Source organism: Streptomyces sp. H39-S7, from assembly GCF_027158205.1.
GTDB lineage: Bacteria > Actinomycetota > Actinomycetes > Streptomycetales > Streptomycetaceae > Actinacidiphila.
The window spans coordinates 88,371-114,419 of sequence record NZ_JAPVLU010000030.1; the positions used below are offsets into that span (position 1 = coordinate 88,371).

Genomic DNA, 26,049 nt, shown 5'->3' on the forward strand with positions numbered 1-26,049 from the left:
CCGCCCCCACCCGCGCGCCCGTCCGCGCAGATAACGAGAGTCCGCCGCCATGTACGAGCTGTCCCGGCTCCGCCTGTACTCCATCGGCCCCGCCGGTGCCCGGTACGCAGACACCGTCCTGGACCTGCGGGGGGTCGGCGCGCCCGTACCGCAGCCCGCCCCCGCCCAGGCCGAGTTCTTCCAGGACGAGCCGACCGGTCCGCTGCGCCGCCCCGCCCCCGCGGGCGTCCTGTTCCTGGAGAACGGCGGCGGCAAGTCCGTCCTGCTCAAGCTGATCTTCTCGGTGATGCTGCCCGGTCACCGCAACACCCTCGGCGGAGCCAGTTCGGGCGTGCTGCGCAAGTTCCTGCTGGCCGACGACTGCGGCCATGTGGCGCTGGAGTGGCAGCACACCGTCACCGGCGAGCTGGTGGTCGTCGGCAAGGTCAGCGAGTGGCGCGGCCGCCAGGTCTCGTCCGACCCGCGCAAGTTCGCCGAGGCCTGGTACTCCTTCCGCCCCGGCCCCGGGCTCAGCCTGGACTCGCTCCCGGTCGCCGAGTCCACCGCCGTCCGGCCGCCCGCCGAGGGCGCCTCGGGCGCGACGGGCCGCCGCCGCACGATGAAGGGCTTCCGCGACGCCCTTACCGAGGCCGGCAAGTTCTATCCGCACCTGGAAGTGGCCTGGGAGGAGATCCACGACCGGTGGAACGAGCACCTGGGCGAGCTGGGCCTGGACCCCGAGCTCTTCCGCTACCAGCGGGAGATGAACGCCGACGAGGGCGAGGCCGCCGGCCTCTTCGCCGTCCGGCACGACTCCGACTTCGCCGACCTGCTGCTGCGCGCCGTCACCGACACCCGGGACACCGACGGTCTCGCGGACCTCGTCCACAGCTTCGCGGGCAAGCTCGGCCGCCGCGCCGAGCTGACCGCGGAGCGCGACTTCACCGCCGGCTCGCTGGAGCTGCTGGAGCGGATCGTCGAGCACGCCGGCGCCCGCGAGCTGGCGCGCGGCATCCACACCCAGTCCGAGCGCCGCACCCGCGCCCTGGCGCGCCGGCTGTCCGCGCGCGCCCGGGAGGAGCGCGGCCGCGGCGCGGAGCTCGCGCAGAACACCGAGCGGGCCGCGCAGGACGTCACCGACGCCGAGCGGGCCCGCGGCCGCAGCGCCCTGGTGGCCGCGGAACTCGCCTACCGGCACGCCTCGCTGGCGCTCGCCGCGTCCGACAAGGGCGCGGCGGGACTGCGCCGCGAACTGAACGAGGCCCGCACCCTGCACTCCGCCTGGCAGGCGGCCGAGACGGTGCTGCGGCACCGCGCCGCCGGCGACCGGCTGGCCCGGGTCAGCGCGGCCATCCAGGAGGCCGAGCGCGACGCGGCTCCCGCGCTGGCAGCCCGCACCCTGGCCGCCGGTGACCTGGTCCGCGCCCTGCACGCGGCGGCGGACGGCGCCGACCGGCAGGCAGACCTCGAGGAGGAGCGTTCCGCCGCGCTCCAGGAGCGGTCCGTGGCCGCCCACCGGGACGCCACCGCCGCGGCCACCGAAGCGCAGCGCGCCCGCAGCGAGGCCGGCCACCTCGGCCAGCGGCTCGCCGAGGTGGCGCAGGAGACGGCCGAGGCGGTCGACGCCGGCTGGCTCGACGACTCCGCCCCGGACGCCGACCCGGCCCGCGCCGCCCTGGAGGCCTCCGACGCCGAGCGCGCCGCCGCCGCGGTCGCCGAGGCCGCCCGGGAGACCGCCCGTCAGGCGGCGGAGCACGCCCGTGAGGCCGCCGCGGCCGAGTCCCGGGTGGAGCTGGCCGCCGCCCGCGCCGCGGACGCCCTGGCGGCCGCCGAGGCCGCCCACTCCGCCGACTTCCGCGTCGCCGAGGCCCTCGCGGCCGAGCCGCGGCTGTCCGAGCTCCTGAGCCTGCCGCCGGCCGAGTCCGTCACCCGGGACGCCATCCCCGGCCCCCGCGGCCCGGCGCCCTCCCCGGCCGCCCCGCCCCGGCCCGGGGGCGTGCCCGCCGCGCCGCGCCGGCCCGGCGGCGGCCCGCTGGGCGCCATGGAGCTGGACGCGTTCGCGGAACCGCTGCGCGAGCTGCTGGACGGCACCGTCGCGGCGTCCGAGCGGCAGTTGTTCGACCTGCGGACGACGGCCGCCGACGACGCGCGGATCCTCGCGGCGCTCGGCGACGGCGGCCTGCTGCCGCCGGGCCCGGACGTGCTGGCCACCGTCGAGTACCTGGGCGAGCACGGCATCCCCGCGCTGCCCGGCTGGCGCTACCTCGCGCAGGCCGTGGACCCGGCGGACCACACCGCGGTCCTCTCGGCGCGCCCCGAGCTGGTGGACGGCGTCGTCGTCACCGACCCGGAGACGTACCGCCGGGCCCGCGAGGTCCTCGCGCAGGCGGCCCTGCTGCCGCGCTCGACCGTGGCGGTGGGCACCGCGGCGGCCCTGCTCGCCCCGACGCCCTCGGGCGGCGCCGAGTCGGACGTGTTCCTCGTCCCGCCGAACCCGGCGATGCACGACGAGCTGGCGGCCGACGGCGAACGCCAGGAGCTGCGGGCCCGGGCGAGTGCCCGGGAGGCCGAGATCCGCGCGCTGGCCGCGCGGCTCGGCCACGACCGGACCCTGGCCGCGCGGCTCGCGTCCTGGCGCTCCGGCTGCCCGCAGGGTCAACTGGGCCAGCTCGCCGCGGCGGTGGAAACGGCCGTGGAGGCCGCTGCCGCGGCCCGCGCGGAACTCGCGGAGGTGCGCGCCCGGCGCGCCGAGGCGGACGAGGTGTCCGCCGAGGCGGCCCGCGAGCGCGACACGCGCCAGGACGCGGCGCAGCAGGCCCGGCGCCGCGCGGATCTGCTGGCCGGTCTCGCCCACCGGCTGCGCGAGCGGGCCAACTGGCAGCGCAGGGCCCGGGAGCTGACCGAGGACGCGTCCGAGGCCGAGGCCCGCGCCGAGGCCTGTCTCGCGCTGGCCCAGGCGGCCGACGAGGACCGCAGGGCCGCCCAGCGCGGCGCCGACGACGCCCGTCGCACCGCCCGTGTGCTGCGCGCCGAGCGGTCCGAGATCGCGGGCGCGCCCGACGAGCCCGCGCGGGCCGCGGCGCGGCCCTCCGGCGAGTCGCTGCCCGCGCTGCGCGAGGCCTACCGTGCGGCCTCGCAGCTGTACGAACAGGTCGGCGTCGGCGCCGACCTGCGCGCCGAACAGGCCCGCGCGGAGAGCACCGAGAGCTCGGCTCTCACCGAACTGGACCGGCTGAGCAACAAGGTCCGCAGCCGCGCCGCCCAACTGCTGGAAGGTTCCGACGGCGCCGACGGCCCCTCCCGGCAGGCCGCGGCGGGCCGCGCCGAGCAGCTCGTCCAGACCATCGAGGCCCGCGCCTCGGCGGCCAGCGAGCAGCTGGGCCGGCTGCGCGGCGAGGCCGAGCGGCTCGCCCCCGCAGCAGGGGAGGCGCACACCGACCTGCCGGCCGGACTGCTGCCGCGCGACGCCGGGCACGCACAGGAGCTGCTGCGCGGTGCCAACGGTGAGCTCGCCGCGCGCACCGAGGCGCTGGACGAGGCCCGGGGCGCGCACGCGGACCTGGTGCGCTCGCACCGGGCCGCGGAGGACGCGGCCGGCGGCTTCGACGAACTGGCGGCGCTGCTGCGCGATCTCCTCAGGGACGGGCCGGCCGCCCACGAGGAGGCCGAGGCGGAGCCCGAGCCCTACGCCGGCACCCTGGAGGAGGCCCGTACGGTCTCCGCCGAGGTCCGGCGGAGCCTGCGCGCCTGCGCCACCGACCTCTCGGCGGCCGAGTCGCAACTGCGCGAGGCGTCCGACATCCTGGTCCGCCACGCCAACGCCGCCCGGTTCGAGCAGGTCAAGACACCGGCCCGGCAGCAGATCCGTGAACTGCCGGCGGCCGGACTGCCCGAGCACGCGGCGGCCTGGGCGGTGGCGTTCGCGCCGCGACTGCGCGTGCTGACCGACGAGATGGAGCAGTTGGAGCGCAACCGCGACAGCATCGTGGACCGGCTGCGCGGCCTCGTCGAGTCGTCGCTGGCCACCCTGCGCTCCGCCCAGCGGCTCTCCCGCCTCCCCGAGGGGCTGGGCGACTGGTCCGGGCAGGAGTTCCTGCGGATCCGCTTCGAGGACCCGGACCACGCGGCGCTCACCGAGCGCCTCGGCGAGGTCATCGACGAGGCGACGAGCTCCGCGGTCCGCAAGAACTCCGACCTGCGGCGGGACGGCATGTCCCTGCTGCTGCGCGGCGTCGCGGCGGCCCTGCAGCCGAAGGGGATCTCGGTGGAGATCCTCAAGCCGGACGCCGTGCTGCGCGCCGAGCGGGTCCCGGTGGGTCAGATGGGCGACGTGTTCTCCGGCGGGCAGCTGCTCACCGCGGCCATCGCGCTGTACTGCACGATGGCCGCGCTGCGCAGCAACGACCGGGGCCGCGACCGGCACCGGCACGCCGGCACGCTCTTCCTGGACAACCCCATCGGCCGGGCCAACGCGACGTACCTGCTGGAGCTGCAGCGCGCGGTCGCCGACGCGCTGGGCGTCCAGTTGATCTACACCACCGGCCTGTTCGACACCACGGCGCTCGCCGAGTTCCCGCTGGTCGTCCGGTTGCGCAATGACGCGGACCTGCGCGCCGGGCTGAAGTACATCACCGTGGAGGAGCACCTGCGGCCCGGTCTGCCCGTCCAGGACACCGGCAGCGAGACGGTGCACGGGGAGATCACGGCCACCCGCATGTTCCGCCGCCCGCCCGAGCCGCGCCCGCAGCAGGAGCCGCGACCCGAACGGCAGCCCCTGCCGTAGGCGGGGTCACGGCCCCGGGAGCCGTGGTTCAGGCCCGCGACAGCGACCCCGGTATGTGCCCGCGCGGCTTCGGCTTCGCCGTGGTCCGCTCCCGGCGCCGTGCTCTGCGCCGCTCCCGGCGCAGCGCACGCGCGGCGCTGCTCGGGCTGGAGACCACGCCGTTGCGCTGGTTCCAGACCTGGCGGGTCACCCACACGTCCAGCACGGCCCAGGTGGCCACGATCACGCTGACCACCGTGAAGATCATGGCCGGCGCGGAGAGCCAGGACCCGCCGAAGGTCAGCAGGGTGGTGATCACCGCCTCTATCAGCGTCAAGGACGCGATCAGCGCGGCACGGACGGCGGTGGCCCGGACCGGATCGGCCATCCGCGGGGTTCCGACGGGATCTTCGACCCACAGGGAGAGGGGTTCTGTGTCCATGGAAAGTGACTGCCCCCGAATCGCCCTCGACATTCCGCAGTACCTTTCCGGCCACTCGCGCCAAAGGTGCATCGCGCCCGAACCGGGGTGACCCGAACCCCGATGTCATCCGTGTTGCCCGGATTAAACCCGAAAACGAGCCATCGTCAAATCTGGCCGACGTACTCCAGCCACCGGACTGGCTTTCGAGTTACCTGTGAGGCAGTAGTAGGCTCGCGCAGATTCCATGCGATCGAACACCCCGCGAACGGGGCTGACGTTGGGGAGGCCATGCGCTTTCGCGGTACGACGATCCGCCGGAAGATCGTGGCGCTGCTGCTGATCCCGCTGGTGTCGCTCACGGCCATCTGGGCATTCGCGGCCACGCTCACCGGCCGCGAGGTCTGGGGTCTGCTGGACATCGAGCGCCTCGTCAACGACGTCGGCTATCCGACCGAGGACGCGGTCCAGGCCCTCCAGCAGGAGCGGCGCGCCGCCATTCTGTATCTGGCCGATCCCCGCCGGTCGGATTTCAGGGCCGGGCTGGCCAGGCAGGAACAGGCCACCGACAACGTTTTCGCCAAGTTGCGGACCAACGCGTCCGACGCCGGCGTCAGGGACGACCTCAGCGGCGACGCCAAGCTCCGACTGGACGCCGTGACACGGGGGTTCGAGGACCTGCCCGCACTGCGCGCCCGGGTCGACGGCCAGACCATCACCCGTAACGAGGCGCTCGGCGCCTACAACGAGATGGTCGATCCCTGCTACGACTTCCTCGACGCGCTCAACCCGCTGAACAACGTGGAGATCGACAAGCAGGGCCGCGCCCTCATCATCATCACCCGGGCCCGCGAAGCGATCAGCCGCGAGGACGCGCTGATGGCCGCGACGATCACCACCGGCCGGATGAGCTCGCAGGAGATGCGCTCCTTCACGTTCGCCGTCGCCGAGCAGCGGGACTACTTCGACGACAACCTCAAGCTCCTTCCCGAGAACGAGCGGTCGCTCTACGACGAGTTCTGGCGGGGTGCCAACGGCAAGGCGCTGCTCGCCGTGGAGGACTCCGTCATGACCGCGGGCGCCGCCACCGCGCCGCGCGTCGCCGACCAGGCATCCTGGCTCGAGACCGCGACCACCGCGCTGACCGAGCTCGACCGGTTGAACAACCAGGCGGGCGACCTGCACAAGAAGCGCGCCGAGCCGTATGCCCTGAAGCTGCTGATCATGGCGGGGATCGCCGGCGGAGCCGGCCTGCTCGCCGTCATCGCCTCGCTCTTCGTCTCCGTGCGCATCGGCCGCAGCCTGATCCGCGACCTGTCCGGGCTGCGCAAGGAGGCACAGGAGGTCTCCGGCACCCGGCTGCCCCGCGTCATGCGCCGCCTCGCGGCCGGCGAGAAGGTCGACGTCGAGACCGAGGTGCCGAGGCTGGAGTACACCGACGACGAGGTCGGGCAGGTGGGCAAGGCCCTCAACACCCTGCAGCGCGCCGCCGTCGAGGCGGCCGTCCGCCAGTCAGACATGCGGCGCGGCGTCTCCGACGTCTTCGTCAACCTCGCCCGCCGCAGCCAGGTCCTGCTGCACCGCCAGCTCACCCTGCTGGACGCCATGGAGCGGCGCACCGAGGACACCGAGGAACTCGCCGACCTCTTCCGCCTCGACCACATGACGACCCGCATGCGGCGGCACGCAGAGGGCCTGGTGATCCTCTCCGGTGCCGCGCCCTCCCGGCAGTGGCGCAAGCCCATCCAGCTCATGGACGTGGTGCGCGCGGCGGTCGCCGAGGTCGAGGACTACGAGCGCATCGAGGTCCGCAGGCTGCCCCGGCTGGCGGTGGCCGGCTCGGCCGTCGCCGACGTGACGCACCTGGTCGCCGAACTCATCGAGAACGCCGCGGTCTTCTCCCCGCCGCACACCGCGGTCCGGGTGCACGGCGAGCACGTCGCCAACGGCTTCGTGCTGGAGATCGACGACCGCGGCCTCGGACTCACCCCGGACGCGCTGCTGGAAGCGAACCTGCGGCTCGCCGAGACCCCCGAGTTCGAGCTGTCCGACACCGACCGCCTCGGCCTCTTCGTGGTCAGCCGGCTCGCCCAGCGGCACGGCATCCGGGTCTCCCTGCGCCTGTCGCCGTACGGGGGCACCACCGCGGTCGTCCTCATCCCGGCCACGCTGCTCACCGACGCGGGTGAGGACACCGGAGCGACCCGTCTGGGCGGGGCCCTCGGGGCGGAGGAAATCGACATGGATTCGGCGGGAACCGAACTCTCCTTCCGGCAATGGGGACTGGAGACCGCCAGGAGCGACGACAGCAGGGAGCACGCCCAGGTACCGGACGCGGCCCCCGACGTCCCCGGCCCCGGCCCCGACGGCGGTGACGGCGACCCGATGCCGCTGCCGCGCCGCCGCCGTACCGCCCCCGTCCTGGTCTCGGACCGCGGCCGCCCGGTCGCCCCGCCGACCGTCCCCGCCGCCCGCTCCGCGGAGCCGTCCGGCCCGCCGGCACCGTCGGCACCGACGGCGGCCCTGCTGCCGAAGCGGGTCCGGCAGGCCAACCTCGCCCCGCAGCTGCGCGTCGAATCCGCGTCGCAGGACACCGGTGCCGCGGCGCGGCCCGGTGCGGGGGCACCGCGCGAACGCACCGCCGACGAGGTGCGGGACCGGATGGCCGCGCTGCAGCGCGGCTGGCAGCGCGGACGTGAACACGACGTCGCAGAAGACACCGTCGGCCCGCACGGTCCGGACGACGAACACACAGCACCGAGAACGACTCCTGAGGGGAACGGTCGATGACCGCACCATCGAGCCCGACACGCGAGCTGAGCTGGCTCCTTGACGACCTGGTCACCCGCGTGGCCAGTATCCGCAAGGCCCTGGTGCTCTCCGGCGACGGCCTGGCGATCGGCGCTTCGGACGGCCTGACCCGGGAGGACTCCGAGCACCTCGCCGCCGTCGCCTCCGGCTTCCACAGCCTGGCCAAGGGCGTCGGCCGGCACTTCGACGCCGGCGGGGTCCGGCAGACCATGGTGGAGCTGGACGAAGCGTTCCTGTTCGTGACCGCGGCCGGTGACGGCAGCTGTCTCGCCGTGCTGACCGACGCCGACTCCGACGTCGGGCAGGTGGCGTACGAGATGGCGCTGCTGGTCAAGCGGGTCGGCGCCCACCTGGGCACCGCGCCCCGCACCGACAGCGGCGCGGCGCTCAGCGGCTGACGGCATGACCTGATGACGGGTACGGGGTGACATGACTTCAGAAAAGGACCGATGGTACGACGACGCCGCCGGCCCGGTGGTGCGTCCGTACGCGATGACTCGTGGCCGCACCAGCCACGCCGCCGAAGGCCGACTCGACCTCATCGCCCTGGTGATGACCGAGCCGGACGGTGAGGACGGGGCGGCCGAGGGCGACCACACTCTGTCGCCCGAGCACCTCGACATCATCGACCGCTGCCAGCTGATGGCGACCTCGGTCGCCGAGCTGGCGGCCGACCTCGATCTGCCGGTGGGCGTGGTGCGCGTGCTCGTCGGCGACCTGCTGGACGCGGAACTCGTCCACGTCAGCATGCCTGTTCCGCCGGCCGAACTGGTCGACGAGAGCATTCTTCGAGAGGTGATCAATGGGCTTCGGGCGCTCTGACCGACGCCGCAGGTCCGCCCCTGATCCGGTAGCGCTCAAGCTGCTGGTCGCGGGCGGTTTCGGGGTCGGCAAAACGACTTTGGTGGGGGCGGTCAGCGAGATCAGGCCGCTGCGCACCGAGGAGCCTCTGAGCGAGGCCGGCCGGCCGGTCGACGACATCCACGGGGTCGAGGCCAAGACCACGACCACCGTCGCCATGGACTTCGGGCGGATCACGCTCCGCGAGGACCTGGTGCTGTACCTGTTCGGCACGCCCGGCCAGGACCGCTTCTGGTTCCTGTGGGACGAGCTGGCGCAGGGTGCGCTGGGCGCGGTCGTGCTGGCCGACACCCGCCGTCTGGAGGACTGCTTCGCCGCCGTCGACTACTTCGAACGGCGCGGCATCCCCTTCACGGTGGCCGTGAACGTCTTCGACGGCGCCACCCAGCACGCGACCGAGACGGTCCGCGACGCGCTGGACCTCGACCCGCACGTGCCGGTCGTGATGTGCGACGCGCGGGACCGGGCCTCCGCCAAGCAGGTGCTGATCACTGTGGTCGAGCACGCCGCGAAGGTGGCGGCGGACCGCAGGGAGCCCGCCGCCACCTGATGACGCGACTCAGGGCCGGTCGCCCTGGCTGTCCTCGTCCTGCCAGCCGAAGCTGCGCTCGACGGCCTTCTTCCAGCGCCGGTACTCGCGCTCCCGGGTCGGCTCGTCCATGCCCGGGGTCCACTCGGTGTCGCGCTTCCAGTGCGCCTTGAGCGTGTCCAGGTCCGGCCAGACGCCCGTGGCCAGGCCTGCCGCGTAGGCGGCGCCCAGGCAGGTCGTCTCGGCGACGACGGGCCGGATCACCGGCACCCCCAGGACGTCCGCCTGGTGCTGCATCAGCAGGTTGTTGACGGTCATGCCGCCGTCCACCCGCAGTGAGGTGATCCGCACCCCGGAGTCCTGGTACATCGCGTCGACCACCTCGCGGGTCTGCCAGCTGGTCGCCTCCAGCACCGCCCGCGCCAGGTGCGCCTTGGTGACGTAGCGGGTCAGACCGGTGATCACGCCGCGGGCGTCGGAGCGCCAGTACGGGGCGAACAGGCCGGAGAAGGCGGGCACGACGTAGGCGCCGCCGTTGTCCGCGACGCTCGCGGCCAGCGCCTCGATCTCGTCGGCGGAGCGGATGATGCCGAGCTGGTCGCGGAACCACTGGACCAGGGCCCCGGTGATCGCGATCGAGCCCTCCAGGCAGTACACCGGGGCCTCTCCGCCCAGCCGGTAGCCCACAGTGGTGATCAGGCCGTTCTTGGAGGGCACCGGCCGGGTGCCGGTGTTGAGGAGCAGGAAGCTGCCGGTGCCGTAGGTGTTCTTGGCCTCGCCGGGTTCGTAGCAGGTCTGCCCGAAGACGGCCGACTGCTGGTCGCCGAGGGCGGCGGCCACCGGCACCCCCGCCAGCTGCCCGACGGCGGTGCCGTAGACCTCGGAGGAGGAACGTATCTCCGGCAGGATCGCCTCGGGGATGTTCATCGCGGCGAGCGCCGACGGCTCCCACTGCAGTGTTTCCAGGTTCATCAGCAGGGTGCGCGAGGCGTTGGTGACGTCGGTGACGTGCGCCCCGCCGTCGACGCCACCGGTCAGGTTCCAGATCAGCCAGGAGTCGATGGTGCCGAAGGCGATCTCGCCGTTCTCGGCGCGCCGCCGCAGCCCCGGCACGTTCTCCAGCAGCCAGGCCGCTTTCGGCCCGGAGAAGTAGCTGGCCAGCGGCAGGCCGGTCAGCTCGCGGAAGCGGTCCTGGCCGTCCTGGCCGCCGAGTTCGTCGCAGAGCGCGGCGGTGCGGGTGTCCTGCCAGACGATCGCGTTGTGCACGGGCCGGCCGGTGGCCCGGTCCCACAGCACGGTGGTCTCCCGCTGGTTGGTGATGCCCAGCGCGCTGAGCTGGTCGGCGCGCAGCCCGGCCTTGGCGAGCGCACCCGCCACCACCGCCTGCACCTTGGACCAGATCTCGGTGGCGTCGTGCTCCACCCAGCCGGGCCGGGGGAAGATCTGGCGGTGCTCGCGCTGGTCGACGGCGACGATCGAGCCGTCGGTGTCGAAGACGATGCACCGGCTGGAGGTCGTGCCCTGGTCGATGGCGGCTACGTACGTGACGGACTGGTCACTCATGACGGCCTCCCGGAGAGCTAGAACGCGACGTTGTAGAGGAGCCCCGCGAGCGCGCCGCCGATCAGCGGACCGGCGACCGGCACCCAGGCGTAACCCCATTCGGACGTGCCCTTGTTGGGGATGGGCAGTAGTGCGTGGACGATGCGCGGGCCCAGGTCGCGGGCGGGGTTGATGGCGTAGCCGGTGGGCCCGCCCAGGGACAGGCCGATCCCGACGACCAGCAGGGCGACGAGCAGCGTGGTGGTGCCCGACTCGCCCAGGCCCTGGTTGCCGGGGAAGGCGAGCACCGGCAGGACGAGCCCCATGGTGGCGATCGCCTCGGTGACGAGGTTCTGCCAGGGGACGCGGATCTCCGGGACGGTCGAGAAGATCCCGAGGGTGCCCAGCGGCTCCTCGTCCCGGCCGTCGTTGGCGGCGAACTGGCCGTAGTAGACCAGCCAGGCCAGGGTCGCGCCGATGACCGCGCCGATCAGCTGTCCGCCGATGTAGTACGGCGTCTGGTCCCAGTCGCCGGTGTCGATGGCGATGCCGAGGGTGACGGCCGGGTTGAGGTGGCCGCCGGAGAGCGGTCCGGCGGTGTAGGCCCCGGCGAGGACCCCGAAGCCCCAGCCGAAGGCGATGACGATCCACCCCGACGCCCTTGCTTTGGAGTGCTTGAGGGTGACGGCGGCGCAGACTCCCGCGCCGAACAGGATCAGTATCGCGGTTCCGATGATCTCGCCGATGAAGACGTCCCCGTTGGAATGCATGGCGGTCTCCCTCGCGCAGGCTGCACTGACCGGGCTGGTGCCATCGATGAGGCGCACGACATCGCCTGCGGTGGAAAGCGCCTCCCGTGGGCCTTGCGCACCACCGGCAGTGTTCTCCTGGCGTGATGGACCGTCAAGGCCGCGAACGGCTCACCGCACGGCCACCACCGAGGAACCGTGGCCGAACAGCCCCTGGTTCGCGGTGATCCCGACCCGGGCGCCCGGCACCTGCCGCTCGCCGGACCGGCCCCGCAACTGCCAGGTCAGCTCGCAGACCTGCGCGATGGCCTGTGCCGGTACCGCCTCGCCGAACGAGGCCAGCCCCCCGCTGGTGTTCACCGGGATCCGGCCGCCGAGCGCGGTCGCGCCGTCCCGCAGCAGCTTGGCGCCCTCGCCCGGCGCGCACAGCGCCAGGTCCTCGTACCACTGCAGCTCCAGGGCGGTGGACAGGTCGTAGACCTCGGCCAGGTCCAGGTCGGCCGGCCCGATCCCCGCCTCCTCGTACGCGGCCGCCGCGATGGACGCGCGCAGTCCCAGGGCGGGCGGCTCCACCGCGGCCGCCGAGTCGGTGGCGAAGTCCGGCAGGTCCAGGACGGTCTTGGGGTAGGACGGGGTGACGGTGGAGACCGCCCGGATCCGCACCGGGTCCGTGGTGTGCCGGCGGGCGAACTCCATGCTGGAGAGCACGACCGCGGCGGCGCCGTCGGAGGTGGCGCAGATGTCGAGCAGCCGCAGCGGGTCCGCGACGACCGCGGAGGCGGCGACCTCGCGGGCCGAGACGGCCTTGCGGTAGCGGGCGTTGGGGTTGGCGGCGCCGGCCGCCGAGTTCTTCACCTTGACCTGGGCGAAGTCCTCCAGGGTGTCGCCGTGCAGGGCCATCCGGCGGCGGGCGTAGAGGCCGAAGTACGTGGGGTTGGTGGCGCCCAGCACCCGGAAGCGCAGCCAGTCGGGGTCGTCGGGGCGGTTGCCGCCGGCGGGGGCGAAGAAGCCCTTGGGCGCGGCGTCCGCGCCGATCACCAGGGCGACGTCCGCCATCCCGGCCAGGATCTGGGCCCGTGCGGCGTTGACGGCCTGCGCGCCCGACGCGCAGGCGGCGTAGACGCTGGTGACCCTGGCTCCCTGCCAGCCCAGCGCCTGGGCGAAGGTCGCTCCGGCGACGTAGCCGGGGTAGCCGCCGCGCACGGTGTCCGCGCCCACCACGAGCTGGATGTCGGTCCAGGCCAGCCCGGCGTCGGCGAGGGCCGCGCGGGCGGCGGCCACGCCGTACTCGGTGAAGGACCGGCCCCACTTGCCCCACGGGTGCATGCCCGCGCCCAGTACTGCCACGTCGCGCGTCATCGGCCGCCTCCCAGGGGCTTCCAGTGCCAGGTGGTCCAGATGGTCTCGTCGTCCTCGTTGAGCACGCCGGGGACGAGTTCGACCTCCATGCCGACGGCGAGGTCCGCCAGGGCGGTGCCAGGGGCGGCCTGGCCGAGCACCACCATGCGCTCCGCCGCGAGTTCGACGGCGACCAGGACGTACGGCTCCCACTCCCGGCCGGCGTCGGAGACGTAGGGCGCGGGTGGGCGGTAGCGCCCGTCGGTGTACGACCAGACACGGCCGCGCCGGGACAGCCGCGTCTCCTCCAGCGTGGTGCCGGAGCAGGCCGGGTTGCGGCAGAAGGTGTCCTCCCGGGGGAAGAACACCGATCCGCACTCCTGGCAGCGGGTGCCGATCAGCCGGAAGTCCTCGTCGGTGCCCTCGGCGGCCGGTCCGGCGGCCGGGTTGGGGCCGGGTTCGGTGAACCAGCCGGCCACCACAGGTCTGCGCGCTCGTGCCACGTGCCGCCTCCCCTTTGAATCTGACGGTTCGTCAGGAGTCTGCCACGGCGGGGCGGGGGAGGGAATGGCGGGGCCGGGCTCGGGCCCCGCCCCGGGAACCGCGTCGGCGGCCGGGTCAGTCCCGCGGCTGCTCCGCGAGCCACTTGGCCGCGAGGTCGGCCAGCTCCGCGTCCCGGCCGGCCAGCATCGTCGCGATCATCTTCGCGTCGCCGCGCAGCGACCAGCCGGGGTGCCCGAACGAGGCCGGGTTGTTCTTCTCGATCAGGAAGTGCGCCGGCCAGGCCGTCCCGTAGCCGATCAGCGGCAGTGCCGCCAGATACCGCTTGCGCCCCAGGGCCAGCCCGTACGCGGTGACCGCGAGGCCGGTCAGCGTTCCGGTCAGGTGCACCCAGCGCGTGGCGGCCCGGGAGTGCATCGCCACGTAGTAGGGCCAGAAATCCTCGAACGAGTCGAATGTCCGCTGCGTCATGTCCGCACGCTAGCCCTCATCCCTGGACTCCGTCAGGGGACGGTGCTAAGTTCTTCTCGAACAGAGAATTACTCAATGTGAGAAGAACTCGACGAGAGGCAGTCATGGCACCGCAGCAGGAGGAGGACCGCTTCCTCGCCGCCTACGACCCGCGCGCCTTCGACCCGATCGCCGTGACCGTCGACGTGGTCGCCCTGACGCTGCGCGAAGGCGCCCTCCATGTGCTGCTGGTCCGCCGGGGCGCGCCGCCGTTCGAGGGCGCCTGGGCGCTGCCCGGCGGTTTCGTCCGGGCCGGCCGGGAATCGCTCGACCAGGCCGCGGCCAGGGAACTCGCCGAGGAGACCGGTCTGGACGCCGCCGACGGGCTCGGCCGGGTACACCTCGAACAGCTCGGTTCGTACGGCCGCCCGGAGCGCGATCCGCGGATGCACGTGGTCTCCGTCGCCCACCTCGCCTTCGCTCCCGACCTCCCGGACGCACGGGCCGGCAGCGACGCCGCGGCCGCCGCATGGATCTCCGTCGCAGAAGTTGAACCCGGTTGGCAACCGGACGCGCCGGACCGGCGTCCCAACGAACAGGGCCGGCGGCCCGGGGCCCACGGGGGTGGTCCCGGCCGCCGGCCCCCAGGCCCCGAGCTGGCCTTCGACCACGCAGGGATCCTCGCCGACGGCCTGGACCGCGCCCGCTCGAAGATCGAGTACACGCCGCTGGCCACCGCCTTCCTCGGCGAGCAGTTCACCATCTCCGAACTGCGCGCCGTGTACGAAGCCGTCTGGGGCGCGACCCTGCACGCGGGCAACTTCCACCGCAAGGTCCTCTCGGTCCCCGGCTTCGTCGAGTCCACCGGCGGCACCGCCACCCACGGCAGCGCCCGCGGCGGCCCGCGCGCCCGGCTCTACCGTGCGGGCGACGCCCGCCTCCTGCACCCCGCCCTGCTGCGCCCGGACCGCGAGGAGACCGTGCGATGACCCTCACCAGCGGCGGCTGCCACACCTTCGACCAGGCCCTGGACGCGCTGCGCCACGGCTTCCCCGAGGACCGGTCCGCCGCCACCCGACTGCACCGCCGGCTCGCCCGCCTCCTGCACCCCGACACCGCGCCGTCCGGCCGCCGGGCGGAGGCCTCGGCCGCCTTCCAGGACCTGACCGCGCGCTGGCAGGAGTACCTGGAGCCCGTCACCGTGACCACCCGCCGCCACACATACCTGCTCGGCGACGGCGACGCGCAGGCCACCGGCGACCTCGCCGTCCTGCGCCGCGCCTCGTACCGGAGCGCCGACGGGACGCGGCACGACGCGCTGCTGAAGATCCCGCTGCGGCCGTACGACAACGACCTGATCGAGCACGAGGCCGACGTGCTGACCCGGCTCGACACCCGAGGGGAACCGCGCCACCGCGCCTACGCCCCCCGGCTGATCGAGACGTTCCGGCACCGCGACACCGGCGGCACCGAACGCCGGGTCAACGCCCTCGAACCGCTCGACGGCTTCCACAGCCTCGCCGAGGTCGCCACCGCGCACCCCGGGGGCCTGGACCCGCTGGACGCCGTCTGGATGTGGCGCCGGCTGCTGGTCGCCCTCGGCTGGGCACACCGGGCCCAACTCGTGCACTGCGCGGTCTTCCCCGAGCACGTCCTCATCCACCCCGCCCTGCACGGGCTGGTGCTCGTCGACTGGTGCTACGCCACCGCGACCGGCACCACGGCGCCGGTCCTCATCGAGCGGCACCGCGAGCGGTACCCGCCCGAGATCCCCGACCGGCGGCCCGTCACCGAAGCCACCGACCTCCACCTCGCGGCGCGCTGCATGGAGCAGCTGATGGGGGAGCGCATCCCCAAGCCGCTCGCCGCCTTCGTCCGGGGCTGCACGCTCCCCGGCGAGGCGGGCCGGCCGCACGACGCGTGGCGGCTGCTTGCCGAACTGGACGAGCTCCTGGACCGGCTCTACGGCCCGCGCACGTTCCGCCCGTTCGCCATGCCGGCCAACTGACCACCCGCACCACCACACCGCACACGAACACATCACCAAGGGGGAACACCATGGGCAGCGGAAGCTGGTCCACCAATGTCTACGACGCCGCCGCACGCTACCGTGCCGCGTCCGGCGCGGGCGCCTTCGCCTACAGCGACCACGTCACCTCGTCCGCCCCGCGCGGCTCCTGGACGGCGCACCCGTCCCTGGACCCCAAGGACCTCACCGTCCGCGAGAGCCGTGACTCGGCGGAGCACCCCGCCTCGGTCGCCATCTCGGTGCTCTTCGACGTGACCGGTTCGATGCGGTCCGTCCCGCAGACGCTGCAGACCAAACTGCCCGAGCTGTTCGGACTGCTGCTCCGCAAGGGCTACGTCGAGCACCCGCAGATCCTCTTCGGCGCGGTGGGCGACGCCACCTGCGACCGGGTGCCGCTCCAGCTCGGCCAGTTCGAGTCCGACAACCGGATGGACGCCGACCTCGGCAACATCCTGCTGGAGGGCGGCGGTGGCGGGCAGATGACCGAGTCGTACGAGCTCGCCATGTACGCGATGGCCCGGCACACCTCCATCGACTGCCACGAGAAGCGCGGCCGGCGCGGCTACCTGTTCCTCATCGGCGACGAGATGCCGTACGGCAAGGTCAAGGCCCGCGAGGTGCGCGACGTGATCGGCGACGACCTGCGGGAGGACATCCCGATCACCGCGATCATCGCCGAGCTGCGCCGGAAGTTCGACGTGTACTACATCCTGCCGGCCGGGTCCTCGTACGTCGGCAACACCGAGGTCCTCGGCCTGTGGCGCAAGCTGCTGGGCCAGAACGTCATCGAACTCGACGACCTGGACGCGGTCTGCGAGACGATCGCGCTCACCATCGGCCTCGGCGAGGAGGCCATCGACCTCGCGGAGGGCCTCGCCGACCTCGACGACGTCGGCTCCGACGCGGGCGCCTCGGTCGGCAAGGCCCTGGCCGCGATCGGCCGAGACCGCGCCGCCGGCCCGGCCGCCGGCGCCCCCCTGATCGACGCCGCGACCACCACCGGAGCCGCAGGCACAACACGTCTGTGACGTGAGCCGGGACGCGCCCCCGACCCCCGCACCGCACCGCGCCGCACCGCGCGGAAGCGCCCCCGCGGAAGCGGAAGCGACCAACGAACCACCCCGGAGGGGAAAATGCACAGCATCGTCGTCGACCTCGGCTACGGCGACGCCGGCAAGGGCGCCGTCGTGGACCGGCTCTGCTCGGCGGAGCCGGTCCGGGCGGTGGTCCGCTTCAACGGCGGCGCCCAGGCCGCGCACAACGTCGTCGCACCCGACGGACGCCACCACACCTTCGCCCAGTTCGGCTCCGGCACGCTGCACGGGACGCCCACGTACCTGTCCCGCTTCATGCTCGTCGACCCGCTCGCGCTGGCCGCCGAGGCGGACCACCTCACCGCGCTCGGCGTCCGGGAGCCGCTCTCGCTGCTGACCGTCGACCGGGACGCCGCGCTCACCACCCCGTACCACGCGGCCGCCAACCGGCTGCGCGAACAGGCCCGCGGCGGGGAGCGGCACGGCTCGTGCGGCATGGGCATCGGCGAGACCGCGGCGTACGCCCTCGCCCACCCCGAGGACGCGCCCCGGGTGGGCGACTGCGTCTCCCGCCCCCGCCTGCTGCGCAAACTCGCCCTGCTGCGCGACCGGTTGTCCGACGAGCTGGGGCGGCTGCCGGCGCCGCCCGTCGAGCACTGCGCGGACGCGTTCGCGGCCTTCGCCCGGGCCGTGACCCTGGCCGGCGAGGGGTATCTCGCGCGGCTGCTGGCCGAGGGGCCGGTCGTCTTCGAGGGCGCGCAGGGCGTGCTGCTCGACGAGTGGCACGGCTTCCACCCGTACACGACGTGGTCGACGACCACCTTCGCCAACGCCGAGACGCTGCTGGCCGAGGCGGGCGGCGCGGGCACGGCGCTGCGGCTGGGGGTGGTGCGCACCTACACCACCCGGCACGGGCCCGGCCCGCTCGTCACCGAGGACCCGGAACTGGCGCGCGAGCTGCCGGAACCGCACAACGGACACGGCCACTGGCAGGGAGCCTTCCGTACCGGGCACTTCGACGCGGTGGCGCACGCCTACGCCGTCGAGGTCTGCGGGGGAGTGGACGCCCTCGCCGTCACCCACCTCGACGCCCCCGCCCGCTGCCCGGGACTGCGGATCGCCCGTGCCTACGGCATGGACGGCCGGCTCGTCGAACGCCTCCCGGCCGGCGCCCCCGGCGACCTCGCGAGGCAGGCCGAGCTGACGGACCGGCTGGCAGGGGCCAGGCCGGCCGTCTGGGAGACCCCCGGCGCCGACCCGGACGCCTGGTCGGCCGCCGTCGGCGAGGCGCTGTCCGCACCCGTCGCGCTGGAGTCCTACGGGCCGACGTGCGCGGACGTCAGAGACCGCCGGGAGACCGGGAAGTCGAAGTACGTGTCGGGGAAGCGTTCCGGCTTGTACGTGTAGTGCCACCACTCCTCGGCGAGGTTGACGAACCCCAGCCCTTCGAGGGTGCTCTTGAGCAGCAGGCGGTTCTCCCGCTGCACACCCTGGATGCGTGGGTCCAGGGTGTGGGAGAGCGTGTCGAAGTAGTCGAACGGAGTCCCCATGTCGACACTTCCGCCGGAGCGCCGCACGATCGTCACGTCCAGGGTGCTGCCCCGGCTGTGCCCGGACTTCTCCGCGATGTACCCGTCCTCGAACAACCGCGACTTGTCGACATGCGGATAGAACTCGTCCTTCATCCGCTGGTCGTCGAGGTCCTTGGCCCACGCCACGAAGTGATCGACCGCGCGCTGCGGCCGGTAGCAGTCGTAGACCCTGAGCGAGTACCCGCGGCGCAGCAGCTTCACCTGGGCCGCGTGCAGCGCCTCGGCGGCCGGCCGGGTCAGCAGGCAGATCGGCTGCCGGTAGCCGTCGATGGGCACCCCGACGAAGTTGTGCGCGGTGAAGTAGCGTATCTCCTGCTGGATCGTCGGGTCGATGTCCCGCAGTGCCACGAACGCCTTGGGGGCCTTGGGCCCGCCGCCTCCTCCGCCGTCCCCGGAACGCGCCTGCGCCGGTGCGGCGGCGGTACCCGCGGTGACGGCGATCAGCGTGGCGACGGAGACGGCGAGGGTGCGGAGCACGGTCGTGAGTCGTGGCATGAATCCTCCAGCGGTCGGACGGATGTCGGGGGAGCGGGTCGGCGGAGCGCGGTCGTCGACGCGCAACAGTGTCGCGGATCGGGGGCGCGGACAAGTGCCCCCGGGCGGAGTGATCGGATACAGTCCCGGCGTGCCCCGTCGCGAGAAGGACTCCAACTGCTCCTACTGCGGAACGGCGTTCGCCCCCGCCGCCGACTGGCCGCGCACCTGCGCCGCCTGCGGATCCACCGCCTACCGCAACCCGCTTCCGGTCGCGATCGCGCTGCTCCCGGTCCGCGACGGCACGGGCACCGGACTCGCCGTCATCCGCCGCACCATCGAGCCGGGCCGCGGACTGCTCGCCCTTCCCGGCGGCTTCATCGACCACGGTGAGACGTGGGAGCAGGCCGTGGTCCGCGAGCTCGCCGAGGAGACCGGGATCGCGGCGGCGGCGGCCGACCCCGTGCTCGCCGACACCCTCACCGACCCGGAGGGCGGCTTCCTGCTCGTCTTCGGCCTGCTGCCGCTCCGGGAGGCGGCCGGCCTCCCGGCGTCGGTCCCCACTGACGAGACCGAGGGCTGGGAAGTGCTGCGCGCGCCGGCCGAGTTGGCCTTCCCGCTGCACACCCTCGCGGTCCACCGATGGTTCGACGGCGAGTACGACGGACGCGCCACCCGGCCCTGATCACGCCCGAACCGTCCCGGCGACCGCCACCCCGTCACCCCTTCACTCCGGCAGTCCGCGCACCCGCACCCGGTGGCCCACCTCGTCCCCGCCGCCGGTGGAGCGCTCCACCACGACCCGCCCGTCGACCAGCCGCGACGTGAAGCGCTCCACCAGCGGCGCGGCCCAGCCGTCCCCCTCGTCGGTGAACACGATCCCGCCGCCCGTGCGCCCCGCGGCCGGGGCCCACACCTCCAGTTCCACCGTGCCGTCGTCGCCCGCCACCGGCAGGACTGCGCCGGCCCGCGCCAGCACCGGGATCCGGCCGAGCGGCGCGTCCAGCAGGATCTGGCCCGGCCCCTCGTACGCGGCGCCGGTCGCGGTGTCGTACCAGCGTCCCCGCGGCAGCCGGATCGCGCGGGTGACCGAGCCGCGCTCCATGACGGGTGCCACCAGCAGGGCGTCGCCCAGCAGGAAGGCGTCCCCGCAGCCGCGCAGCCCGCGGTCCTCCGGATCGTTCCACCACAGCGGCCGCACGTACGGGGCGCCGGTACGACGCGCCAGGTGGGCGAGGGTGTCGAAGTACGGCAGCAGCCGCCGCCGCTCGCGCAGCGCGGCCGTCGCGTGCTCCTCGACCTCCGGCCCGAACCCCCACGGTTCGCGCCGTCCCGCCGCGATCGCCGAATGGGTGCGGAAGAACGGCAGGTAGGCGCCGAGCTGGAACCAGCGCAGATACAGCTCGGGGGACGGCGATCCGGTGAACCCGCCGACGTCGGGCCCCGAGTACGGCACCCCGCACAGCCCCAGGCCGATCACCAGGGAGAGCGAGGCCCGCAGTCCGGGCCAGCCGGTGGTCACATCGCCCGACCACGTCCCGCCGTACCGCTGCATCCCCGCCCAGCCGGAGCGGGAGAACAGGAACGGCCGGGCGTCCGGCGCCAGTTCCCGCAGCGCCTCGTAGCCGGCCTGGGCCATGGCCAGCCCGTAGACGTTGTGCGCCTCCCGGTGGTCGCCGCCGCGGCCCTCCAGGGCGTGCCGGGCCGAGCGCGGCAGGGTCGGCTCGCCGAACGCGGTGAACGACACCGGTTCGTTCATGTCGTGCCACACCCCGGCGAAGCCCTGGGCCAGCCGCTCCGCGTAGAGGGCGCCCCACCACTTGCGCGCCCGGGCGTCGGTGAAGTCCGGGAAGACCGCCTCGCCCGGCCACACCATGCCGCGCACCTCCTGGCCCCGGGCGTCCCGTACGAACGCCCCGGCGGCCGTCCCGCTGTCGTACACCGGGTTGCCCGGCTCCGCCTTCACCCCCGGGTCGACGATCGACACCAGCCGTACCCCGTCGCGCCGCAGGTCCGCGGCGAGCCCGGGGAGGTCGGGGAACCGCTCCCGGTCCACGGTGAAGACCCGGTGGCCGTCGTAGTGGTCGATGTCCAGGTGCAGGGCCGACAGCGGCAGTCCGCGCTCCCGGTACCCCGCCGCGATCCTGCGGACCTCCTGCTCGTCGTTGAACCCCCAGCGCGAGTGCTGGTGGCCCAGGGCCCAGCGCGGCGGCAGCGCCGGCCGCCCGGTCAGCGCCGTCCAGCCCGCCAGGATCCGGGCCGGCGAGCCGGTCAGCACCCAGTAGCGCAGCGGTCCGCCGTCGACCCGCAGCTCGCAGCCGCCGGGCCGGTCGTGCCCGGAGCCCGCGCCCTCCTCGCCGTCGCGCAACGTCACCCGGCCGTCCCAGGTGTTGTCGTGGAAGACCAGATGGCAACTGGCGTCCGCGACCACCATCTGCACCGGCATGGTGATGTACAGCGGGTCGTCGCCGGGGCCGAAGGAACCGCCCGGGTCGGTGTTCCACAGCCGGTACGAGCCCTCCCGCAGCCGGGGTCCCGACGACCGGCCGCCCAGACCGAACACGCACGCGTCCGCGGCGGTCTCCGAGCGCTGCACCCAGCGGGTGCGGTCACCCGGTTGCCGCCCCGCCGGATCCCACCAGCGGGGCGGCAGGTCCCGCCGCAGCAGCACACCGCCCGGGGTGCGGAACTCCACCGCTCCGTGGCGGGAGACCAGGACCGTCACCCGCTCCGACACCACCCGCCAGCCGTCCCCGGTCCTGTCGCGCTCCAGCTCGACCCGGGTGTCGACGGGCGGTCCGTCCCCGGCCAGCGCGTACGACGGCTCCGGCTCGGCCCCGTCCCATCCGCAGAACACCGCGCCGCCCACCGCGACCCGCACCCGCAGTGTCGAACGGGTGAACCGCACCACCCCGCCGCCCGGCAGCGGCTCCATCCCCAGCGCGGGCCCGGGCACCCGGGCCCGTTCCGTCCCCCGCCGCGGCAGGTCCCGCCCGTCCGTGCGCTGCCGCCGCCACGCGGACCGCAGCGTGCGCAGGCCGTTCGCGGACCCGACCATCCGTACCGACCGCACCAGGTCCCGAGCATCCATGGCGACCACCCTTCCACTGCTCCCTACCGCCGTACCGCGCGTTCAACCGGTGTTCACCTGTAGGTGCACCACATCGCGCCACTCCCCGTTGTGGGGGCCCCGCCCTGGCGTCGGAGACGATCACGTGGCATCGTCCTGCCCAGCCCTGCCGCAGGACATTCCGCCCGCGCAGGGTCCAGCCGCACACAAAGCGACGTCGCCGTACCGTCCGGGAGCCGCCCCATGAGCACCACGACCGAGCCCGCCCACGCCCCGGAGCCCTTGTGGACCCCCGGCCCCGAGCGGGTCGCCGGCGCGCGGGTCACCCACTTCCAGACCTGGGCCGCGGAACGGCACGGCGCCCCGGCCGGGGACCCCGCGGACCCGGCTGCGAGCTACCGGGCGCTGCACGCCTGGTCGGTGCGTGAGCCGGCGGTGTTCTGGGGAGCCGTCGCGGAGTGGTTCCAGGTACGGTTCTCCACCCCCTACGAGGCCGTGCTCGCCGACGCCTCCATGCCGGGCGCCCAGTGGTTCACCGGCTCCGCGCTGAACTACGCCGAGCACGCGCTGCGTCCGGCCCTGGACCCCGAGCGCGCCGACACACCCGCACTGGTCCACCTGGATGAACGTCCCGGGACCGGCGAGACCAGCTGGGCCGAACTGAGCCGGCAGGTCGCCTCCGTCGCGGGCCGGCTGCGCGCCCTCGGCGTCACTCCCGGCGACCGCGTGAGCGGCTATCTGCCCAACATCCCGCAGGCAGTCGTCGCGCTGCTCGCGACCGCCGCGGTGGGCGGCGTGTGGACCTCCTGCGCCCCGGACTTCGGCGCCCGCAGCGTCCTGGACCGCTTCCAGCAGGTCGAGCCCGTCGTCCTGTTCGCCGTCGACGGCTACCGCTACGGCGGCAAGGAGCACGACCGGACGGACAGCGTCGCCGAACTGCGGGCCGAGCTGCCCTCGCTGCGCGCCGTCGTCCACATCCCGCTGCTGGGCTCCAAGGCGCCCGAAGGCGCCCTGGAGTGGGACGACGTCGTGTCGGACGACACCGCGCCCGCGTACGAGCAGGTGCCCTTCGACCATCCGCTGTGGGTGCTGTACTCCTCGGGCACCACCGGCCTGCCCAAGGCCATCGTCCAGTCCCAGGGCGGCATCCTGCTGGAGCATCTCAAGCAGACCGGCCTGCACATGGACCTCGGTCCCGGCGACCGCTTCTTCTGGTACACGTCCACGGGCTGGATGATGTGGAACTTCCTGGTGTCGGGCCTGCTGGCCGGTGCCACCGTCGTGCTCTACGACGGCAGCCCCGGCCACCCCGACACCGGCGCGCAGTGGCGGATCGCCGAGCGGACCGGTGCCACCGTCTTCGGCACCTCCGCCGCCTACGTCATGGCCTGCCGCAAGGCCGGGGTCCGGCCGGGCCGCGACTTCGACCTCTCCGCGGTCAAGTGCGTCGCCTCCACGGGGTCACCGCTGCCGCCCGACGGGTTCCGCTGGATCCACGAGGAGGTCAAGGAGGACGTCTGGATCGCGTCCGTCAGTGGCGGCACCGACGTGTGCAGCTGCTTCGCGGGCGGCGTGCCCACCCTCCCCGTCCACATCGGGGAGCTGCAGGCGGCGAGCCTGGGCACCGATCTGCAGGCCTGGGACGGGTCGGGCCGGCCGGTCACCGGCGAGGTCGGGGAGCTGGTCGTCACCAACCCGATGCCGTCGATGCCGGTGCGGTTCTGGAACGACCCGGGGGACACCCGCTACCGCGAGAGCTACTTCGAGATGTTCCCCGGCGTGTGGCGGCACGGGGACTGGATCACCATCACCGAGCGTGGCACCGTCATCATCCACGGCCGCTCCGACTCCACCCTCAACCGGCAGGGCGTCCGGATGGGCTCCGCCGACATCTACGAGGCCGTCGAACGCCTCCCGGAGATCCGCGAGTCGCTCGTCATCGGCGTCGAGCTGCCGGACGGCGGCTACTGGATGCCGCTCTTCGTCCACCTCGCGCCGGGCGCCGGGCTCGACGAAGCGCTGCGCGGCCGCATCAAGGACGTGATCCGCGCCGAACTCTCCCCGCGCCACGTCCCGGACGAGGTCATCGCCGTCCCCGCGGTGCCGCACACCCTCACCGGCAAGCGCCTGGAGGTCCCCGTCAAGCGCCTGATGCAGGGCGCGGCCCTCGACAGCACGGTCAACCCCGGTTCCGTCGACGACATCGAGGCGCTGCGCTTCTACGAGCGACTGGCCCAGGACCGCCGCGCCTCCTGACGAGTGCCGTGGGGGACCCCCCCCGGCGCCGCCCTCACCCGGTGTACTGGGCGAAGATCTTCGAGAACTCGTAGGGCGCCTGCGGGACGTTGGTGCACAGGTACAACGCGCCGTTGCAGGCGTTGCGGTCGCGGGTCTCCTCCCAGAAGCCGAGCATGCCCAGGTGCCTGGCCTGGGCGAACGCGACGAGCTGCCGGGAGTCCGCCTGGTCGAAGATGTGCCCGTCGTCGTTCTGGCCGAGCATCGGGGTGACGCTGGTCATCGCCCACAACTGGGCGTCCGTCCTGGCGGGGTACAGGGCCTTGAGCTGTGCCTGGGTGCTCTGCGCCGCCTGGACGGCCGCATCACCGTAGTCCGTGGCGCGGTAGTAGTCCATGGCCATGACGTTGACGGCGTCGAGGGTGACGCCCGCGTCGCGCGCGGACCTGACGATGCTGATGCCGTCCGCCGTCAGTCCCTCGGGCAGCACCGGCAGGGTCAGGGAGATCCGCAGCCCGGGGTGCGCCTGCTGGAGCCTGGCCAGCGCCTGCGAGCGGCGGCTGATGGAGGCGGGCTCGGCGGTGGCGGCGCCCTCGATGTCGAAGTCGGCGTACGTCAGGCCGTACGCCGTGACGACGGCGTCGTACTCGGCGTACAGCGAGTCGACGGTGGAGCAGGCCTGGGCGAGTTCCGCCCCGGATGCGCCGCCGAAGGAGATCTTCACGTCGCCGCCGCCCGCGCGGATGGCGTCGACCTGGTCCTTGGCCCAACCGGCGCGCGGGTCGTAGGCGTTGAACCACATGGCCTTGCAGGCCGAGGCGGTGATGAACGCCATGGTGAAGCTCTTCAGCCCGCTCGCCGAGGCCATGGCGGGCATGCTCGGCGTCGGCCAGGCACCCATGTCGACATACGGGGCCGTGTGCACGGAGCCCGGACCGGGGCCGCCGCCGCCCGTGGTCGTGGTGCCGCCGACGGCCGCGCTGTAGGCGGAGGTGTTGCCCGCGGCGTCCCTGGCCCGGACCCGGAAGGTGTAACCGGTGATGGGCTGCAGCCCGGTGGCGGTGTACGAGGTGCCGCTCACGGCCACGGGTGCGGCGTTGTCGCGCGAGACCTCGTACCCGGCGACCGAACCGGAGTTGTCGGTGGAGGCCGTCCACCGCACGGTGAGGGAGGAGCCGGTGGGCGAGCCGACAGTGACGCCGCCGGGCACCGAGGGAGCCGTGGTGTCGGCGGGGCCGGCGTCGCAGGAGCCGCCGTTCAGCAGGCAGTTGGCCGGGGTGCCCGAGCCGGCGGCGACCCAGCCGAAGACCACCGAGGCGCCGGGGGCCAGGGTGCCGTTGTACTCGCGGTTGGTGAACGTGTGGTGCGAGGCGTTCTTGGTGAGCAGCGCGTCCCAGTAGCTGCCGACACTGCTGCCCGCCGGGAGGTCGAACTCGACCTTCCAGCCGGTCAGGGTGGAGGTGGAGCCGTTGGTGATCCGGTACTGGGCCTGGTGGCCCGAGCCCCAGTCCGAGGTCTTGGAGAACGCCGCCGACACCCCGCCCGCCGCGGCGGCGGGCGGGGTGAGGAACGCGAGGAGCGTCCCGAGCAGTGCCAGGACGAGCGTGAGGGATCTTCGCATACTGGACTCCCATAGGTCTGTACCAACGCCGCCCAGTACGTGCATACGTGA

General features: G+C 73.7%; 20 protein-coding genes. 11 read left to right on the top strand and 9 right to left on the bottom strand.

The window, feature by feature from the left end:
* Positions 1 to 49: 49 nt before the first annotated feature.
* Positions 50 to 4,762: a hypothetical protein gene (locus O3X23_RS26950; RefSeq protein WP_269274154.1), complete on the top strand. Its 4,713-nt coding sequence runs from the start codon at positions 50 to 52 to the stop codon at positions 4,760 to 4,762.
* 28 nt (positions 4,763 to 4,790) lie between these two features.
* Here O3X23_RS26950 and O3X23_RS26955 read toward each other — a convergent pair whose 3' ends face one another.
* On the bottom strand, positions 4,791 to 5,183 hold the full coding sequence (locus O3X23_RS26955) for a hypothetical protein (protein ID WP_331283954.1): 393 nt from the start codon (positions 5,181 to 5,183) through the stop codon (positions 4,791 to 4,793).
* Between the two features lie 270 nt (positions 5,184 to 5,453).
* Here O3X23_RS26955 and O3X23_RS26960 point away from each other — a divergent pair, with 270 nt between their 5' ends.
* The 4 genes from O3X23_RS26960 to O3X23_RS26975 are packed head-to-tail and all read left to right on the top strand — an operon-like array spanning position 5,454 to position 9,384.
* Entirely contained in the window at positions 5,454 to 7,952 is a 2,499-nt protein-coding gene (locus O3X23_RS26960) for a sensor histidine kinase (RefSeq protein ID WP_269274156.1), read from the top strand.
* Positions 7,949 to 8,371 carry a roadblock/LC7 domain-containing protein gene (locus O3X23_RS26965; RefSeq protein WP_250974712.1) on the top strand — a complete coding sequence of 141 codons (423 nt, stop codon included), beginning with the start codon at positions 7,949 to 7,951 and terminating at the stop codon, positions 8,369 to 8,371. The genes O3X23_RS26960 and O3X23_RS26965 overlap by 4 nt, the downstream gene beginning before the upstream one ends.
* Positions 8,372 to 8,402: 31 nt before the next feature.
* Positions 8,403 to 8,795: a DUF742 domain-containing protein gene (locus tag O3X23_RS26970; protein WP_269274157.1), complete on the top strand. Its 393-nt coding sequence runs from the start codon at positions 8,403 to 8,405 to the stop codon at positions 8,793 to 8,795.
* Complete coding sequence (locus O3X23_RS26975) at positions 8,776 to 9,384, top strand: GTP-binding protein (protein ID WP_269274158.1); 609 nt, start codon at positions 8,776 to 8,778, stop codon at positions 9,382 to 9,384. The genes O3X23_RS26970 and O3X23_RS26975 overlap by 20 nt, the downstream gene beginning before the upstream one ends.
* Before the next feature lie 9 nt (positions 9,385 to 9,393).
* On the opposite strand, the gene glpK is transcribed toward O3X23_RS26975, so the two are convergent.
* The 5 genes from glpK to O3X23_RS27000 form a co-directional block, all read right to left on the bottom strand.
* Entirely contained in the window at positions 9,394 to 10,926 is a 1,533-nt protein-coding gene (gene glpK, locus O3X23_RS26980; protein ID WP_269274159.1) for a glycerol kinase GlpK, read from the bottom strand.
* A gap of 17 nt (positions 10,927 to 10,943) precedes the next feature.
* Positions 10,944 to 11,675, bottom strand: coding sequence for an MIP/aquaporin family protein (locus O3X23_RS26985; RefSeq protein ID WP_269274160.1), 732 nt, complete (start codon positions 11,673 to 11,675; stop codon positions 10,944 to 10,946).
* 150 nt (positions 11,676 to 11,825) lie between these two features.
* Complete coding sequence (locus O3X23_RS26990; protein ID WP_269274161.1) at positions 11,826 to 13,013, bottom strand: lipid-transfer protein; 1,188 nt, start codon at positions 13,011 to 13,013, stop codon at positions 11,826 to 11,828.
* Positions 13,010 to 13,495, bottom strand: a complete 486-nt coding sequence (locus O3X23_RS26995) for a Zn-ribbon domain-containing OB-fold protein (RefSeq protein ID WP_269274162.1) — start codon at positions 13,493 to 13,495, stop codon at positions 13,010 to 13,012. The genes O3X23_RS26990 and O3X23_RS26995 overlap by 4 nt, the downstream gene beginning before the upstream one ends.
* 115 nt (positions 13,496 to 13,610) lie before the next feature.
* Positions 13,611 to 13,964, bottom strand: coding sequence for a DUF962 domain-containing protein (locus O3X23_RS27000; protein ID WP_269274163.1), 354 nt, complete (start codon positions 13,962 to 13,964; stop codon positions 13,611 to 13,613).
* Between the two features lie 104 nt (positions 13,965 to 14,068).
* Here O3X23_RS27000 and O3X23_RS27005 point away from each other — a divergent pair, with 104 nt between their 5' ends.
* The 4 genes from O3X23_RS27005 (at position 14,069) to O3X23_RS27020 (ending at position 18,413) form a co-directional block, all read left to right on the top strand.
* The gene (locus O3X23_RS27005; protein ID WP_269274164.1) at positions 14,069 to 14,932 is read left to right on the top strand and encodes an NUDIX hydrolase; all 864 of its coding nucleotides are present in this window, start codon (positions 14,069 to 14,071) and stop codon (positions 14,930 to 14,932) included.
* Positions 14,929 to 15,951: a molecular chaperone DnaJ gene (locus tag O3X23_RS27010; RefSeq protein WP_269274165.1), complete on the top strand. Its 1,023-nt coding sequence runs from the start codon at positions 14,929 to 14,931 to the stop codon at positions 15,949 to 15,951. The genes O3X23_RS27005 and O3X23_RS27010 overlap by 4 nt, the downstream gene beginning before the upstream one ends.
* A gap of 50 nt (positions 15,952 to 16,001) precedes the next feature.
* Positions 16,002 to 17,000, top strand: coding sequence for a hypothetical protein (locus O3X23_RS27015; protein WP_269274166.1), 999 nt, complete (start codon positions 16,002 to 16,004; stop codon positions 16,998 to 17,000).
* Positions 17,001 to 17,105: 105 nt separating this feature from the next.
* Positions 17,106 to 18,413 carry an adenylosuccinate synthetase gene (locus O3X23_RS27020; protein ID WP_269274167.1) on the top strand — a complete coding sequence of 436 codons (1,308 nt, stop codon included), beginning with the start codon at positions 17,106 to 17,108 and terminating at the stop codon, positions 18,411 to 18,413.
* On the opposite strand, the gene O3X23_RS27025 is transcribed toward O3X23_RS27020, so the two are convergent.
* Complete coding sequence (locus O3X23_RS27025) at positions 18,323 to 19,093, bottom strand: M15 family metallopeptidase (protein ID WP_269274168.1); 771 nt, start codon at positions 19,091 to 19,093, stop codon at positions 18,323 to 18,325. The genes O3X23_RS27020 and O3X23_RS27025 overlap by 91 nt on opposite strands.
* A gap of 130 nt (positions 19,094 to 19,223) precedes the next feature.
* Between O3X23_RS27025 and O3X23_RS27030 the strand changes: the two genes are divergently transcribed.
* Entirely contained in the window at positions 19,224 to 19,757 is a 534-nt protein-coding gene (locus O3X23_RS27030; RefSeq protein ID WP_269274169.1) for an NUDIX domain-containing protein, read from the top strand.
* A 42-nt stretch (positions 19,758 to 19,799) separates the two neighbouring features.
* Here O3X23_RS27030 and O3X23_RS27035 read toward each other — a convergent pair whose 3' ends face one another.
* Positions 19,800 to 22,163: a glycoside hydrolase family 31 protein gene (locus O3X23_RS27035; protein ID WP_269274170.1), complete on the bottom strand. Its 2,364-nt coding sequence runs from the start codon at positions 22,161 to 22,163 to the stop codon at positions 19,800 to 19,802.
* Between the two features lie 222 nt (positions 22,164 to 22,385).
* Here O3X23_RS27035 and O3X23_RS27040 point away from each other — a divergent pair, with 222 nt between their 5' ends.
* Positions 22,386 to 24,398 (top strand): acetoacetate--CoA ligase, encoded by a 2,013-nt coding sequence (locus tag O3X23_RS27040; protein ID WP_269274171.1) that lies wholly within the window; start codon positions 22,386 to 22,388, stop codon positions 24,396 to 24,398.
* 34 nt (positions 24,399 to 24,432) lie between these two features.
* On the opposite strand, the gene O3X23_RS27045 is transcribed toward O3X23_RS27040, so the two are convergent.
* Positions 24,433 to 25,998: a cellulose binding domain-containing protein gene (locus tag O3X23_RS27045; protein WP_269274172.1), complete on the bottom strand. Its 1,566-nt coding sequence runs from the start codon at positions 25,996 to 25,998 to the stop codon at positions 24,433 to 24,435.
* Positions 25,999 to 26,049: the final 51 nt, after the last annotated feature.